Origin of the sequence: Aquitalea denitrificans (assembly GCF_009856625.1) — a bacterium.
Taxonomy (GTDB): Bacteria; Pseudomonadota; Gammaproteobacteria; order Burkholderiales; family Chromobacteriaceae; genus Aquitalea; species Aquitalea denitrificans.
This window is the reverse complement of record NZ_CP047241.1, coordinates 2,548,707-2,563,968: the sequence shown is the minus strand read 5'-3', so window position 1 is coordinate 2,563,968 and position 15,262 is coordinate 2,548,707. Positions and strand designations below refer to the sequence as shown.

The 15,262-nt window shown below is 60.3% G+C and carries 17 protein-coding genes; 6 read left to right on the top strand and 11 right to left on the bottom strand.

Translation table 11 applies throughout. From position 1 onward, the window contains the following. The first annotated feature begins 22 nt into the window (after positions 1-22). The 4 genes from GSR16_RS11555 to GSR16_RS11540 are packed head-to-tail and all read left to right on the top strand — an operon-like array spanning position 23 to position 3,348. Positions 23-946: a branched-chain amino acid ABC transporter permease gene (locus tag GSR16_RS11555; RefSeq protein ID WP_159877518.1), complete on the top strand. Its 924-nt coding sequence runs from the start codon at positions 23-25 to the stop codon at positions 944-946. Beyond that, on the top strand, positions 939-1,886 hold the full coding sequence (locus tag GSR16_RS11550; RefSeq protein WP_159877516.1) for a branched-chain amino acid ABC transporter permease: 948 nt from the start codon (positions 939-941) through the stop codon (positions 1,884-1,886). The genes GSR16_RS11555 and GSR16_RS11550 overlap by 8 nt, the downstream gene beginning before the upstream one ends. Continuing rightward, positions 1,883-2,644, top strand: coding sequence for an ABC transporter ATP-binding protein (locus GSR16_RS11545; protein WP_159877514.1), 762 nt, complete (start codon positions 1,883-1,885; stop codon positions 2,642-2,644). The genes GSR16_RS11550 and GSR16_RS11545 overlap by 4 nt, the downstream gene beginning before the upstream one ends. After that, positions 2,644-3,348, top strand: coding sequence for an ABC transporter ATP-binding protein (locus GSR16_RS11540; protein ID WP_240902466.1), 705 nt, complete (start codon positions 2,644-2,646; stop codon positions 3,346-3,348). The genes GSR16_RS11545 and GSR16_RS11540 overlap by 1 nt, the downstream gene beginning before the upstream one ends. A gap of 158 nt (positions 3,349-3,506) precedes the next feature. On the opposite strand, the gene GSR16_RS11535 is transcribed toward GSR16_RS11540, so the two are convergent. After that, positions 3,507-3,815 (bottom strand): H-NS histone family protein, encoded by a 309-nt coding sequence (locus GSR16_RS11535; RefSeq protein WP_159877512.1) that lies wholly within the window; start codon positions 3,813-3,815, stop codon positions 3,507-3,509. Between the two features lie 84 nt (positions 3,816-3,899). Between GSR16_RS11535 and GSR16_RS11530 the strand changes: the two genes are divergently transcribed. After that, on the top strand, positions 3,900-4,127 hold the full coding sequence (locus GSR16_RS11530; RefSeq protein ID WP_159877510.1) for a hypothetical protein: 228 nt from the start codon (positions 3,900-3,902) through the stop codon (positions 4,125-4,127). A 218-nt stretch (positions 4,128-4,345) separates the two neighbouring features. Here the strand turns inward: GSR16_RS11530 and GSR16_RS11525 are convergent, their stop codons facing one another. From GSR16_RS11525 to GSR16_RS11510, 4 genes are all read right to left on the bottom strand, one after another. Beyond that, a complete protein-coding gene (locus GSR16_RS11525; protein WP_159877508.1) occupies positions 4,346-4,741 on the bottom strand; it encodes a DUF1398 family protein in 396 nt (131 codons plus the stop codon). A gap of 24 nt (positions 4,742-4,765) precedes the next feature. Continuing rightward, positions 4,766-5,233: a MarR family winged helix-turn-helix transcriptional regulator gene (locus GSR16_RS11520; RefSeq protein WP_159877506.1), complete on the bottom strand. Its 468-nt coding sequence runs from the start codon at positions 5,231-5,233 to the stop codon at positions 4,766-4,768. A 109-nt stretch (positions 5,234-5,342) separates the two neighbouring features. Then, the gene (locus GSR16_RS11515; protein WP_159877504.1) at positions 5,343-5,654 is read right to left on the bottom strand and encodes a YciI family protein; all 312 of its coding nucleotides are present in this window, start codon (positions 5,652-5,654) and stop codon (positions 5,343-5,345) included. A gap of 90 nt (positions 5,655-5,744) precedes the next feature. Continuing rightward, entirely contained in the window at positions 5,745-6,566 is an 822-nt protein-coding gene (locus tag GSR16_RS11510; RefSeq protein ID WP_159877502.1) for an alpha/beta fold hydrolase, read from the bottom strand. A gap of 114 nt (positions 6,567-6,680) precedes the next feature. Here GSR16_RS11510 and GSR16_RS11505 point away from each other — a divergent pair, with 114 nt between their 5' ends. Continuing rightward, complete coding sequence (locus tag GSR16_RS11505) at positions 6,681-7,685, top strand: GlxA family transcriptional regulator (protein ID WP_159877500.1); 1,005 nt, start codon at positions 6,681-6,683, stop codon at positions 7,683-7,685. Between the two features lie 185 nt (positions 7,686-7,870). Here the strand turns inward: GSR16_RS11505 and tcuC (GSR16_RS11500) are convergent, their stop codons facing one another. From tcuC (GSR16_RS11500) to GSR16_RS11475, 6 genes are all read right to left on the bottom strand, one after another. After that, on the bottom strand, positions 7,871-9,163 hold the full coding sequence (gene tcuC / locus GSR16_RS11500; protein WP_159877498.1) for an MFS transporter: 1,293 nt from the start codon (positions 9,161-9,163) through the stop codon (positions 7,871-7,873). Positions 9,164-9,223: 60 nt separating this feature from the next. Continuing rightward, positions 9,224-10,357, bottom strand: coding sequence for a tricarballylate utilization 4Fe-4S protein TcuB (gene tcuB, locus GSR16_RS11495; protein WP_159877496.1), 1,134 nt, complete (start codon positions 10,355-10,357; stop codon positions 9,224-9,226). Position 10,358: 1 nt separating this feature from the next. Beyond that, entirely contained in the window at positions 10,359-11,759 is a 1,401-nt protein-coding gene (gene tcuA, locus GSR16_RS11490; protein WP_159877494.1) for an FAD-dependent tricarballylate dehydrogenase TcuA, read from the bottom strand. A 79-nt stretch (positions 11,760-11,838) separates the two neighbouring features. Beyond that, on the bottom strand, positions 11,839-12,765 hold the full coding sequence (locus tag GSR16_RS11485) for a LysR family transcriptional regulator (RefSeq protein ID WP_159877492.1): 927 nt from the start codon (positions 12,763-12,765) through the stop codon (positions 11,839-11,841). A 335-nt stretch (positions 12,766-13,100) separates the two neighbouring features. Next, positions 13,101-14,399 (bottom strand): MFS transporter, encoded by a 1,299-nt coding sequence (gene tcuC / locus GSR16_RS11480; protein WP_159877490.1) that lies wholly within the window; start codon positions 14,397-14,399, stop codon positions 13,101-13,103. A 13-nt stretch (positions 14,400-14,412) separates the two neighbouring features. After that, entirely contained in the window at positions 14,413-15,201 is a 789-nt protein-coding gene (locus tag GSR16_RS11475; RefSeq protein ID WP_159877488.1) for a substrate-binding domain-containing protein, read from the bottom strand. Positions 15,202-15,262 lie beyond the last annotated feature (61 nt).

Below are 15,262 nucleotides of genomic sequence, written 5' to 3'. Positions count from 1 at the left end.
CACGGCCCGCACGAGAATGCACATGCTGGATTTTTTTGATGTTTTCCTGGTGCAGCAGCTACTGAACGGGCTGGCGCAGGGGCTGGTGTATGCCCTGATTGCCATCGGCTTCACGCTGATTTTCGGCGTGCTTAATGTGGTGAATTTCGCCCATGGCGAAATCTACATGCTGGGGGCGTTTGCCGGGCTGCTGGCCATTCAGGTGCTGGCCCCGCCGGCTTTTGCCGTGCTGCTTTTGGTGGCCGCTGCCGGGCTGGTGCTGGGCGTGTTGCTGGAGCGGGTGGCCTTCCGGCCATTCCGCCGCTTCAATGACGAGGCCTCGCTCAAGTCCAAGGCTCTGCGCGAGGCAACCTTGCTGTCCTCGCTGGCCATTTCCATCATCACCCGCGAGCTGATGCAGCTGTATGTCGGTGCCGACATGCAGTCCATTCCGCAAGCCTATCTGCTGATGACGCCGATCCAGCTGGGGCCTTTGAGCATTGCCAGCGGGCAGGTGCTGATTTTTGTCACTGCCTTGCTGATGTTTGTGCTGCTGCAATGGTTGCTGTTCCGTACCCGGCTGGGCCTGTCCATCCGCGCGGTGTCCAATAACCGGCTGGGTGCCTTGCACGTGGGCATCAATGTCAATCACATCATCATTGCCACCTTTGCCATCGGTTCGCTGATGGGGGCGGTGTCTGGCATTGTGGTGGGTTTGTATTCCGGCAATATTTTCCCGCAGATGGGTTTTTCGCCCGGCATCAAGGCTTTTGTCGCCATGGTGATGGGCGGGCTGGATTCCATCCCCGGGGCCGTCATCAGTGCCATCGTGCTGGGGCTGTGTGAAGCACTGTCCACCGACTTTGTGTCGCAGGGCTGGTCCGAGCTGATCAGTTATGCCCTGCTGCTGATTACCCTGTTGTACTTCCCGCGCGGCTTGTTCGGAAAGAAGGTGGAACGTGTCTAGTCTGTCCCGTTCAACAAGGCCGGTATTGCTGCTGGCCGTCTTGTGGCTGCTGCTGGGCTGGCTGGATGCCAGCTATCTGTACCGGCTGGCCAGCATGGCGCTGGTGTTCGGCTTGCTGGCCGCCAGTGCCAACCTGATTACCGGCGTGGCCGGCATGATGACGCTGGGCCATGCGGCCTTTTACGGCGTAGGGGCTTATACCGCCGCCTTGCTGTCCAGCCAGTACCAGTTTTCCCCCTGGCTGACCCTGCCTCTGGCCGGTGTGACTGCGGCGCTGCTGGGTGGCCTCACCGCCTGGCTGACGCGGCGGCTGGTGAATGTTCACTTTGCCGTGGCCACGCTGGGCATAGGCCAGGCGGTGTATGTCACCTTGCTTAACTGGGTGGATTTCACCCGTGGCCCGATGGGCATTACCGACATCGCCCCGCTCAGTACGGCCAGCCCGGCCATCAACCTGGGGCTGGTGATGCTGGTGTTCCTGCTGTGCTATCTGCTGCTGGAACGCACCATCCATTCTTACTACGGCAATGCGCTGCGTGCATTGCGTGAGGACGAGCAGTGCGTGGCCGCCATGGGGCTGGACCCGGCACGGCTGAAAATACAGGTGATGGTGCTGGGCTGTTTCATTGCCGGTCTGGCCGGTGCGCTGTGGGCGCACTCCACCCGCTATGTGTCGCCGGGCGATTTCCGCTTCAGTGAATCCATTACCATTCTGGCCATGGTGGTGATTGGAGGGCTGGGCAGCCTGCCCGGTGCCATCATGGGGGCTTTGTTGCTCACCCTGTTGCCGGAACTGCTGCGCAGCCTGGGTGATTACCGCATGCTGGTGGTGGGCTCCATCATGTTCGGCTTCATCATGTTCCTGCCCAAGGGGCTGATTGGCGAATACTCGGCGCTGCGGGTGTTCCGCAGCCATCTCAAAGCGCTGGAGCAGTCATGAGCGAAACCTTGCTGGAACTGAAACAGCTGACACTGCGCTATGGTGGTGTGCATGCGCTGGAAGACATTTCTCTGCGCTTGCCCGTTGGTGGCATTACCGGGCTGATCGGGCCGAATGGTGCGGGCAAGACCTCCTTGTTCAATGTGATTACCGGCTTTTCGCGCCCAAGTCGGGGTGAGGTCCACTATGCCGGACAGCGCATTGACGGCCTGCCGGTGCCGCAAATCGCCCGCCAGGGCATTGCACGCACCTTCCAGAACCTGCGGGTGTTTCCCGGCATGACGGTGTTTGACAATGTCAGCATCGGCGCACTCAGCCAGCAGCGCTTTGGCTGGCGTGCGCTGTGGAGCCGCAAGCAGCACAGTGCGCAGGCGGTGAGTGCTGCCACCTGGGCGGCGCTGCGCCGTACCGGGCTGGATGGGCTGGCGTTCGAGCTGGCGGCCAATCTGTCCTATGGCAAGCGTAAGTATCTGGAAATCGCCCGCGCCCTGGCCTTGCAACCGGGCTTGCTGATTCTGGACGAACCGGCGGCCGGGCTGAATGACAGTGAAACCGCCGCCCTGGCCGACTTCCTGCGCCAGTTAAGCCAGGAAGGCTTGAGCCTGTTGCTGGTGGAACATGACCTGAGCCTGGTCAAGAAAATCTGCGACCGTGTGCTGGTGCTGTCATCCGGCCGCTTGCTGGCCGAAGGCAGCCCGGAGCAGGTGATGCGCGACCCGGCGGTGATTACATCCTATCTTGGCAGCGAGGAGGCCTGATGGCATTGCTGGAAGTTGAAAACATCAGCGTGACGCTGGGCGGGGTGCCGATTCTGCGTGAGGTTTCCCTCACTGTGGAGCCGCAGCGCATTGTCACTATTCTGGGTGCCAACGGCGCGGGCAAGACCACGCTGTTGCGCGCCATTTCCGGTATCTATCCGCTGGAGCAGGGCAGCATACGGTTTGACGGTGCCGCCATCCATGGCCAGCCTGCCCATCGCATCGTGCAAAGCGGCCTGTCGCATGCGCCGGAAGGGCGGCAGATCTTCTCCAACATGACGGTCAGGGAGAACCTGCAACTGGGCGCCGGAGAGCAGCGGGACTGGCAGCGGGAGCTGGCCTTTGTGCATGACATCTTTCCCATCCTGCAGCAGCGCAGCAAACAGTTGGCCGGCACGCTGTCCGGTGGCGAACAGCAAATGCTGTGCATAGGCCGGGCGCTGATGGCCAGACCGCGGCTGCTGATTCTGGACGAGCCTTCGCTGGGGCTGGCACCGCAGTTTGTGCAGCAGATTTTCCGGGTGATCGAAACCATCCGCCAGCACGGGGTGACGGTGGTGCTGGTGGAGCAGAATGCGCGCTCGGCATTGCGCATTGCTGACGACGCCTATGTGCTGGAACACGGACGGATTGCCCTGTCCGGCCCGGCGCAGCAGCTGATGCATGATGCCGCGGTGCAGAATGCCTATCTGGGAGTGGCTTAAGCCAGGCTGATCAACCAATGCGAATGCAGGTGGGTTTTTTTGACTGATCCGTTAAATTTTAACCAGAAAATGACAATATTAGTCCACGGCCAATCAAGGCTGTAAATTAAGAAAAGCGCTACTTAAAAGTAGCGCTTTTTATGCCATTGATGCTCGAATCAGATTGCCAGATCTTCCAGGCTGAAACCTTCATCCAGCTGAGCTTGTACCCAAGCAGGCTTACGACCACGACCAGTCCAGGTCTGGGATTCATCATTCGGGTTCTTGTATTTGGCTTCTACCGGCTTGCGCACAGCAACCGTAGCTTTACTTAGTACATCATCCAGGCTGAGACCATAAGACTTGGCCAGCTCCAGGATCTGCTTCTTGGCATTGGCCTTTTCTTCAGTTTCGCGATGCTTGATTTCTGCCTGAACTGTATTAAGTAGTGCTTGCAGTTCAGCCAAGCTAAGATTCAAAAGTTCCATATGGGTATCCAGGTGTGGTAAAGGAATTGCGCTATGCAGTATGCGCTTTGATCGGGATTATACGTGTTGTTTTTGTATTGTAATATGTCTCCCATTCCTGCCGACTTGCATACGCTGGATACGCCGATGTTGTCAGAGCTGCCACAGAGCTACCAGAAGCCGGATAAAGTCACGATGCTGGGCAAGGTTACTGCCGTCATGTCGCTGCTGGTTGATATCGTGGGCGACAAACCTATCGGATTGCTAAAGCAAACCGACCTTGTGGCTTACTTCGAAGCAGTTCAGACACTGTGCTCGCAAGTGGCAGGATAAGGGCTGGCCGATGACGCTGACCACAGAAGGCGTGCAATACCTTGGCTCACGCCGCAACCCTGAGGGCGGGCAATGTGTAGTCAGGAGACAGTTCACAATACTCGAACATTGCATGCTCAGTTTCATTAACACCATTCCCGATCCGGGAAAAAGTGTTGGCAGCACAGCGTCAAGGAAGAACGATTTTAGGCATGGCAGAAATCTGAAATGCGCTTAAATCAGTCGGGGAAATACTCGACATGTGTCTCACCTTTGCGCCCGTAATAGCTAACGTGCCGGCCAGTAATCCAGACGGTATAGCTGATACACCCGGCGGCCTGCGATAGTTGTTTGAATTGTGGGTACATAAGGTCACCACGCTGTGCACCGAGAATTGCCTCTTTGATTGCCGGGCCTGAAAATTCAACTGCGATTTGGTTATTGGCAGGAGCCTGCTCAAGCGTGAGCGTTTCGCCACATGGCATGTAGTAGGTTACCCGGCCTGTTCGGTAGTCAACCACGTAGGATTCAACACCTGCGCTGACCAGATTTCCGACAACTTGGCCAAAGTGAATACGCCCTTCGTTTGATGCATTCAATGTTTCTTTGATGAGAGATTCGATTGCGTGTTCCATTTTGCTTTCCTACTTGGTTTGAGGCTATCGGGTGGGGAGTTGTGTCAACTGGTGATGCTCAACCAGTTCTCTCATCAGTGTTGCTAGGGATTGGCGCTGGGTATCGCTCATATGGCTGAAGAAATGGGCATCGTTTTCGTCTGCGATAACTGCCAACTTCGGGACCATGGCTAGTCCGGACTCAGTCAGACATAGCACCTGCGCGCGCTGGCTATCTTTGGAAAGTTGTCGCTCGGCCAATCCCTTGGCTTCGAGCTTCGAAATCACCTTCGAGGCTGCTCCCTTGGTCATGCCAAGAGCACTAATCAGGTCTGCATGGGTGCTATCTGCGCGGCCATATAGGGAACGCATCGCCACCCACTCTGCCACTGAAATTTCGTGCTTTGCTAACAGATTTTCGAAACGGCTAGAGACTTGGTTCGACACAAAACGTAACCAGAAGCCAAGGTGAGATTCGAGTTCGCTAACTTTTGGGGTGTCAGGTTTTTTCATGATTTGGTTTCCATGGAAACTATTGGAATATAGTTTCCATGGAAACATAAATCAAGGACTTTTTATCATTAGCTAAGAGCCAGCCATACATAAATGCCACGCATCTACTTCAAGCCACTGTCTTGGCTTCACTTGCCCATATCTGGGGGAATTGCCCGGCGCGAATGGCCGGTGCAATGGCCTGCGTGCTGAAGCCGGCCAGTTGGTGGATGGCAAAGGGGTCGGCTGCAATCATCTGCTGTATTTCCGCCTCCTGCTCGCCGTATGCCAGGATGAATCCGCCCGTGCCACCCAGCAGCGGGCCGGCAAACAGGATGCGACCTTGGCGGATATTGTCGGCCAACCATATCTTGTGGCCTTCCAGTTGTGCCTGGACTTCCTGCTCCGGGCGCAGATAGTTGAGGGTAATGGCAAATAGCATGTTTGTTCTCCGGTATTGAAGGGGACTGCAGGGGATGTGACTTGCCGCGATATGCAGCATGTTGATACGGATATCTAGCTGGGTGAGGTGTTAACGACTGGCAGCCTGGGCTGCCCGGTCCAGCTGGCTGGCGATGGTGGCCGGGTGGGAAATCATCGAAAGATGGCTGGATGGCACCGACCACACGGTGGCACCGATTTGCCCGGCCATGCGTAGCTGTACCGCGGGCGGCAAGGCCTGGTCTTGCGTGGTGTGCACATACCAGCTGGGCTTGTCGTGCCAGGCCGCATGTTCCACCTTGCCGCCAAAACTGGCGCTGGCAATGGGCTGCTGTACGGCGGCCAACAGCCGCGCCTGTTTGAGTGGCACATCTGCAGCCATCACCTGGCGGAACCGGGCCGGCCGGTCCAGCCAGAGCATGCCGTGCGCGTCGGCAGCCAGCCCTGCCATCGGGGCCTTCAGGCGGGTCAGCAAATCACTGACCGATTCATCGTTATCCGGCACCAGCGCGGACAGGTAGACCAGGCCTTTCACATTGGCAGCATTGCCCGCCTGGGTGATGACGGCTCCGGCCCAGGAGTGGCCAACCAGCAGCACATCTCCCGTCTGGCGCTGCAGTACCTGTTCGGTGGCGGCAACATCGTCCGCCAATGAAGTCAGCGGGTTTTGCACCGCCGTAACGTGATAGCCCAGCCGCTGCAGCCGGCTGATGACTGGAGCCCAACTGGAGCCATCAGCAAATGCGCCATGTACCAGCACGATATTGCGAATGGCAGGCGCGGCCTGGCCCGGCGTGCTGGCCAGCGTCAGCACCACACCGGCGAGGGCCAGCAGTTTCTGCTTCCAGTTGCGGGCTTGCCGTGCGCTGGCATTCTGGCTTGAAAATCTTGTTGAATCATTTGCTTGTGACATTTCTTTCATCCGGCGAATCAATGTCATGCAGTGTAGCCGGGTGGATACAGGCAAATAAGATGGCGAATCAGACATTGTTCATGCAAAATTCGCCAAACAGGTAAGGGGAAGATCATGCAGATCGCCATCGTGGCACTGGAAGGCAGTTTGTTATCCGCCATCAGCGGCCTGGCGGACATGTTCTGGATCTGCAATCAGGCCAGCCGCAATCCGCCACCGGGAGTGGTGACAGCCCTGGCAGGCAGTCCCGGCCCGCTGTTTCATACCCGGATTGTCAGTGCCGATGGCCAGCCGCTGCGCGACCCGCAAGGGCGGTGGATTCCGGTGGATGGCGCGTTTGATGCAGAAACAGCCTACGATGCCATCCTGATTGCCGGCATGGCACTGGGGCCTGACGGCCAGCCGCCGCATAGCGCGGCACACACACAGGCTGCCCGCTGGCTGTCATTCCGCCATCAGACTGGCGTGCTGATTGGCGGCGCCTGTGCCGGTACCTTTGTGCTGGGCGAAGCCGGTTTGCTCGACCGACGCCGTTGCACCACCACCTGGTGGTTACACCATGTGTTCAAGCAGCGCTTTCCGGCTGCCTGCCATGTATGGGGCAGCGCCCTGGAGGAGCAAGACGGCATCATTACCACCGGAGGGCCGCTGTCCTGGGTGGACCTGGCGCTGCATGTCATCCGCCGTCTGGCCGGCCCGGAGCTGGCCAGGCTGGCGGCGGACATTTCGGTGGCCGACAGCCTGCCCCTGCCGCAATTGCTGTATGCCCCGCGTGGCTTCGTCAACACGGCCAACCCGCTGCTGTTGCAGGCAGAGCAAATCATCCGCCATGCCCACCCCGGAATGACGGCGGAGGCGCTGGCCCAGGCCTTGCACCTGAGCGAGCGCACCTTGCACCGCCGCCTGAAGCAACTGACCGGTGAGTCACCCAAAGCCTTCATCACCCGCGTGCGTATCGAAACAGCCTGCGTGTTGCTGGCTACGCCGGGCATCAGCATCAAGCAGGTGGCAGGCCAGTGTGGTTATGGTGATGAAACCGCCTTCCGGCGTGCCTTCATACAGGCCATGGGCCTGACCCCGGTGGATTACCGCCGCAGGATGCACAGCCAACAGTCATGAAATCACATCTCTGGTGTTGCATGCCGGGGTGTGATTGCAATTTTTGCGGCTGGATGGACTGTTATCGTCTGATGGAAAATCGCAGTAAAACCAAGCTGTCGCAGACCGTTGTCCGGGACGGCTTGGCTGCATGGCGCAATCTGAAGTCATTGGAATGATTGAAATCCAATGAATGCGTTGTTGGCTTATTTGTCGGTTTGAGATTGCTTCGATTTGAACAAGACTTGGCTGGCAATCAAGGCAGAAGCGGCGGCAAACAACAGCCACCAGGCAGGCGAGCTCTTGCTATGCGTCATTTCCACCAGCGCGGTGGATACTGCCGGGGTCAGGCCACCAAAAATGGCGGTGGCCAGGCTGAAGGCCAGCGAAAAGCCCACGGTGCGCACATATACCGGCATCACCTCGGTCAGCGCCGCCACCATCGCACCGTTATACATGCCAAAGAAGAAGGAGAACCACAGCAACACCGTCAGCAGCCGGATAAAACTGGGCGCAGCTGCCAGCCAGGCCATGGCCGGGTAGGCGGTCAGCAAGGCCAGCAGCGAAATGCCCAGCAGCAACGGTTTGCGGCCAATGCGGTCGGACAGCGCCCCGCCAACGGGCAGCCAGCAGAAATTGGACAGGCCCACGCACAGGGTGACAACCAGGCTGTCCTGCGCGCTCAGATGCAGCACGCTTTTGCCAAAAGTCGGGGTGTAGACGGTGATGAAGTAAAACAGTGTGGTGGTGAGCGAAACCAGAAACATGCCGGCCACGATGGTGCGCCAGTGCAGGCCGATGGTGCCAAAGATTTCACGCAGGCTGGGGCGGTGCTTGCGCGCCAGGAAGGCATCGGTTTCCTGCAAGGAACCGCGCAGCAGGAAAATCAGCGGAATGATCAGGCAGCCGATGAAAAACGGCACGCGCCAGCCCCAGGCGGCAATCTGCTCCGGGCTCAGCCACAGCTGGATGCCATAGCCGATGGCAGCCGCCACCACGATGGCCACCTGCTGGCTGGCCGACTGCCAGCTGGTGTAAAAGCCCTTGTGACCCGGCGTGGCAATTTCGGCCAGATACACCGACACCCCACCCAGTTCCACCCCGGCGGAAAAGCCCTGCAGCAAGCGGCCCAGCAGCACCAGCAAGGGCGCGGCCAGCCCGATCTGGCTGTAATCCGGCACAAAGGCAATCAGCACCGTGCCACAGGCCATGATGCCCAGCGTCACGATCAGCCCCTGACGGCGGCCGATGCGGTCCACATAACTGCCCAGCACGATGGCACCCAGCGGGCGCATCAGGAAACCGGCACCGAAGACGGCAAAGGTCAGCATCAGCGAGGCAAACTCGCTGCTGGTGGGGAAAAATGCCTTGCTGATATAGCTGGCATAAAATCCGAACAGAAAGAAATCGAACTGTTCGAGAAAATTGCCACTGGTCACGCGCAGTACCGCACCCAGTCGGGACTGGGCAGGGTGCTGGCTTGTAGGCGTTTGTTGCATGAGTACTCTCCTTTGTTGCGTTGTATTTATTGCTTTTCTGGATGTTTTACTGACGGACGGTCAGCGGCGTTGACGCTTTTCGATGGCCCACTTGAGCAAGGCCGTGCTGCGGAAAATGCCGTGGGCGAACTTGCCATAGGGCAGGGTGAGGAACAGCGCCATCACCACGCCCAGATGCACGGCCAGCAGGCTGCCCAGCACATGGCTGTGGCGAGCAAACGGCAACAGCAGGCCGCTGGCGCTGGTGAGCAGCAGCAGGGCAATGAAGCCGCGGTCCATCGGGCCTTGCTGTACGTCGCCATGCTGCGGGTCGCGTTGCAGGTTCAGCCACAGCAGGCCGGCAGGGCCAATCAGCAGGCCGATACCACCCGCAATGCCCAGCAGCACCGGCAGGCTGTTCAGTGCATAGGGGGCTGGCAGACCCAGCAGATAGTGGTAGCCGGTGGCCACGATGGTGGCGGCAAAGCAGGACAGGAAGCCGTAGAAGGTGAAGTGGTGAAAACGCCGCCGCCACAGGGTGTAGGCATCGTCGGCGTTATTGCAGCCCTGGCCGTGGCCGCCATCCAGGTACTTCAGCGTGGCCACTGCATGACCGGCATCCAGCACCGCTGGTACATCCGGCGCTTGCGGGCTGATGTCACGCCAGAAGCGGCGCACGCCCATGCCCAGCGCCAGCACGGCAAAGCCGAATACCGGGCCGAACAGCCCGGCCAGCAGATGGTGCGGGAAGTAATCGTAGAAATTGCCGCTGTTCACTGTCGGGGCCAGTGCCTGCAACAGCAGCAGGAACAGCGCAAGGCTGATGGCCAGTGCCAGCGCAACGGTCAGCCCGGCGTGGTGATACAGCCGCCCCAGCGCGCCCGGCCAGGCAAAGCGGGTATAGCTTTGCTGCCGCACCTGGGCCATGGCTTTGGGAATGTTGACGGCAAATTCATGTGGCGATGCGTACTGGCAGGCATGCAGACAGGCGCCGCAGTTGTGGCAGAGGTTGGCCAGGTAATGGATGTCGGCCTGGCCGAATTCCAGCCGCTGGGTCATGGCGGGAAACACCGCACAAAAGCCTTCGCAATAACGGCAGGCATTGCAGATTTGCAAATCGCGCGCCACTTCGGCCTCAGCCTTGTCCAGCAGGGAGCCCGGCTGGCCGGCAGCCAGTTGTTGCGCCTCGTCGATCAGGCGGGTGAGTTGTTGCATGTCAGATTCCTTTTGAAGCAGCCTGAGCCGCCTGCGCGGCACGGCTGCCGGCAATGCGACCAAAAGCAGTACCGATGGCCATGCCGATACCGGCCACATAGCCCTTGCCCAGCACATTGCCGGCCATCATTTCGCCGGCCACAAACAGGTTGGGGCTGGGCTGGCCGGCAAAGTACACGGCGGCGTCGGCATTGGTTTTCAGGCCCAGATAGGTAAAGGTGATGCCAGGGCGCAGCGCGTAGCCGTAATAAGGCGGGGTATCCAGCGGCAAGGCCCAGTGGCTTTTGGGTGGGGTGAGGCCGTCGGTGTGGCAGTTGTCCAGCACGGTGTGGTCGAACTGCCCGGCCTGGCAGGCTGCGTTGTAGCGCTGGATGGTGTCGACAAAGCGCGCCTCGTCCAGCCCCAGTTGGCGGGCCAGCTCCGGCAGGGTGTCGGCCTTGTTGCCGGGGAATACCGGCGGCATGAAGCGGCCAATGGCCTTGGAATCGATGATGGAGTAGCCGATCTGCTCCGGCTGCTGTGCCACCAGCCGCCCCCAGATGGCATAGCGCTTGGGCCAGAAATCCTCGCCCTCGTCGTAAAAGCGCTCGGCATGGCGGTTGAGCATGATGCCCAGCGACACGCAGTCCACCCGGGTACAGATGCCGCCATCGTAAAGCGGCGCGCGGGCATCGATAGCCACACAGTGCGATTGCGACGGGTCGCCCACCATGTCGGCCCCGGCCTGCTGCATGAACTTGAGCAGCACGCCCTGATTGAAACGGGTGCCACGGATGAGGAAGTTGTCCGCCGGCCAGTCGCCCTGGTCGTTCTGGCCCCAGGCACTGCGCAACCATTCGCGGTTGGACTCGAAACCGCCAGCAGCCAGCACACAGCTGCGCGCGGTGATGCGCTCGCCACCAGACAGATGGGCAGCAACAAAGCGGCCATCCTGCAATTCCAGCCGTTCAACCGCGCTGTCGTAGCGAATCACCACGCCCAGTTGTTCGGCGCTGCGGTAATAGGCATTCACCAGGGCCTTGCCGCCGCCCATGAAAAAGGCATTGGTGCGCGCCGTATGCAGAGCGCCGGACAACGAGGGCTGAAAGTGCACGCCGTGACGGCGCATCCAGTCGCGACAGCTGCCGCTGGCGCGAATCACCAGCCTGGCCAGTGCCTCGTCGGTCTGGCCGCCGGTGACACGCAGCAGGTCCTGCCAGTATTCTTCTTCCGGATACGCATCTACCAGCACGTCTTGCGGGGCATCGTGCATGCAGCGCAGGTTGCGGGTGTGCTGTGAATTGCCGCCGCGCCAGGCGCGCGGGGCGGACTCCAGCAGCAGCACCGAGGCCCCGGCTTCGCGGGCCATCAGTGCGGCGCAGAGTGCGGCGTTGCCGCCGCCGATGATCAGAACATCAAACATGGGTACAGCCTCCCTGAGACAAGCGGAGACTGTAAAAAGCCCTCAGGCCGGCCGCCAGACCGGATCGGGCAACAGGTGTTTAGCGTTTGTAAACAGTGGCTCCCGGCCACTGGCCGCTGCGGGCCAGTTCGCTGGCCACCTGTTGCAGCACCACGCGGGTGGCCAGCCCTGCCGGGGACAGCTCGTCATCGGAAAGGCTCACCAGCAGATTGGGGCGGCTGACGCTGTCGTCGAGGATGTCGATCAGGCGGAATTCCTCCGGTGGCAGGCGGGCAATGGCGGCTCCGGGCTGGATGGTGGCGCCGTAACCGGCCCTTACCGCATCCATCAACAGCGGCAGGCCGTCGATTTCGGCGCAGATGTTCAGCGCGTGCGCGCCCTGGTTGCTGGCGTTGTTGAGCAGGGCGCGCAAACCATGCGGGCCACTGGGCATGATCAGCGGAATATCGCCCAGCTCGGCCAGGCTGATGTGGTCCTGCGTGGGTGCTGCGGGCAGGTCGCGGCGGCAGATCAGGAACAGCTTTTCCTCCAGCAGCGGCAGCACGCTCCAGCGCCGGGTGCGCTCTTCCTGGAACAGCACCGCCAGATCCAACTGGCGTGCGCCCAGCATGGTGGCCAGATTGCCGGACAGGTTTTCCACCAGATGCAGGCGGATGTCCGGGTAACGCTCGCGCATGGCTGCCATGAAGGGCAGGCCCAGCACGCCGGTGGTGCTGGGGGCCATGCCCACGCTGACATGGCCGGACAGCCGGGCCAGCTGGGCGGCGCGCATGGCGTCGTCGGCATGGCGGATGGCCAGTTGCGCCTGCCGCCAGAACGCGAGGCCAGCATCGGTGGGCACCACGCCGCTGGAGGTACGCTGCAACAGCCGGGTGGCCAGTTCGCCCTCAAGCCGGCTGATCTGCTGGCTCAGTGCCGAGGTACCCACCCCCAGTTCCAGCGCGGCGCGCCCCATGCTGCCTTGCGCCACCACGCTGACAAAATAGCGTAATTGCCTTAACTCCATTGCTTGTCCTCTTGCTGCAGTTCGGCTTGATCGTGCAAGGCGCAGTCTACTGCCGAATCGGCGGCAGGCGTGAAAAGCCTATGTGTTGAGCTTGCAGATTATTGGCGAATACGCTCTCGCTTTCTGAACAGAAAGCGAGGCCCCCTTACAGGGTAAGGGCGGGGGGATAGGGAATAGACGGGAAGGCTGCGGAATCAATCAGTGAGTCGAAAGGCCCAGCTTTGCCGGGTCCGGTGAAATCGAAGCAAATCACCACGTCAGCAGCCTGGAGCCTCCGAGAGGAGGCCAGGCATGTGCTGACTGGCAAGCAAAAGCACACGGAGAGAGTGTAAGGCTCAGGCAGTGGCAGCCTTGCCGACAAAGCGGCTGCGGATGTCCTTGCGGTACAGCATCAGGGTGGCGGCCAGGCCACAGGCTGCGGCCAGCATCATCCAGTAGCCCGGGGCGGCCTTGTCGCCGCTGGCATCAATCAGCGCGGTGGATACCAGCGGGGTGAAACCGCCGAAAATTGCCGTGGCCAGGCTGTAGGCCAGCGAAAAGCCCACGGTTCGCACGTGACTGGGCATCAGCTCGGTCAGGGCCACCACGGTGGCACCGTTATAGCTGGCATACAGGAAGGACAGCCACAGCTCCACCACCAGCATGTGGCCAAAGCTGGGAGAGGCCACCATCCAGGCCAGCGCCGGGTAGGCGGTGAGCATGGCCAGCAGGCTGAAACCCAGCATCAGCGGCCAGCGGCCAATGCGGTCGGACAGCGCGCCCATGATGGGCAGCCAGATGAAGTTGGACAGGCCGACAAAGAAGGTCACCAGCAGGCTGTCGTTTTCACTGAGCTTGAGCACGCTCTTGCCAAAAGTCGGCGTGTAGACGGTGATCAGGTAAAAGCTCACCGTGGTCATCACCACCAGCAGCATGCCGCCGGTGATCAGCTGCCAGTTCTGCGCAATGGAGCGCAGGATGTCGGCAAAACTGGGGTGGTTCTTGTGCGCCAGAAAAGCATCGGTTTCCTGCAGCGAACGACGAATGGCAAAGATGAAGGGAATGATCATGCAACCGATGAAAAACGGAATGCGCCATGCCCACTGGTCGATCTGCTGATTGTTGAAGGCCTGATGCAGCAGGTAGCCCAGCACGGCGGCAAACATGATGGCCACTTGCTGGCTGGCCGACTGCCAGCTGACAAAGAAGCCCTTGCGGCCCGGTGTGGCCATTTCAGCCAGATACACCGACACGCCGCCCAGTTCCACCCCGGCAGAGAAGCCTTGCAGCAGGCGGCCCAGCAGTACCAGTACGGGTGCTGCCAGGCCGATGCTGGCATAGCCGGGCACAAAGGCGATCAGGGCCGTGCCGCAGGCCATGATGGCCAGGGTGACAATCAGGCCCTTGCGGCGGCCGATGCGGTCGATATAGCTGCCCAGCACGATGGCACCGATGGGACGCGCCAGAAAACCGGCACCAAAAGTGGCAAAGGCGAGAATCAGCGAAGCATACAGGTTACCGCTGGGGAAAAAGGTTTTGGCAATATAGGTGGCGTAAAAGCCGTACAGGAAAAAGTCGAACATTTCCAGGAAGTTACCGCTGGTAACACGTAACACCATGGAAAGGTTTGACTGGCGTGGGCTGGCAGTGGTCATGTCGTCGTCCTTGTCATTGAGCGGAGGTGCTGACCGGTGTCATCCCGGTCTGGCGAATGCTTGCCGCAACCTGCGGCGAAGCAAGAAAGCGCAGCAACTGGCGTGCCGCTGCAGGGTGTCCGCTGTCACGGCTGATGCCAGCGGAAAAGGTGGTGACTTGCTGTGCCTGTTCCGGCAGCAGGCCGACAATGTCGATGCCGGCAATCGGGATCAGCTCGCTCAGTTGCTGGAAGCCAAGTTCGGCTTCACCGCGTGCCACCACCTTGCCCACCGGTTCGGCCGGAATCATGCGGCTGCGGTCCTTGATCTGCTCGGCCACGCCCAGGCGGGAAAACAGCACGGTGGACAAAAACACCCCGCTGGCGCTGTCCGAGTAAGCAATGGAATGGCTGTTGAGCAGGGTCTGTTTCAATGCGGCCAGCGTGCTGATGTCCGGCTGCGGGCTGCCGTGCTTCACCGCCAGCGCAATGCGCGATGCAGCCAGCGGTGTATTGCTGTCCGCTACCACCCGGCCTTGGGCTTGCAACTGGTCCAGTGCGCTGCCCACCATCACCAGCACGTCGATTTTTTCACCGCGCGCCAGGCGCTGCGGAATGGCCTGCGGGGTGTCGCCCATGGACGGGCCCCATTCCAGTTTCAGCTGATGGCCGGTTTCCTGTTCGAATCGGGGTGCCAGCAGCTTCAATGCCGCGGCAAAACCGCCGGAACTGACCACAGTCAGTTGGTCTGCCATTGCCTGGGTGCAGGAAAACGCCAGCAGCAGCGCGGCCAGGCCGCAGCCTGGCTTCCATTTCATTGCCATGAAGATCTCCTCTTGTTGTGTATGTGTTGTGCTGAAATAATGCACAAGATGCAATAAATGT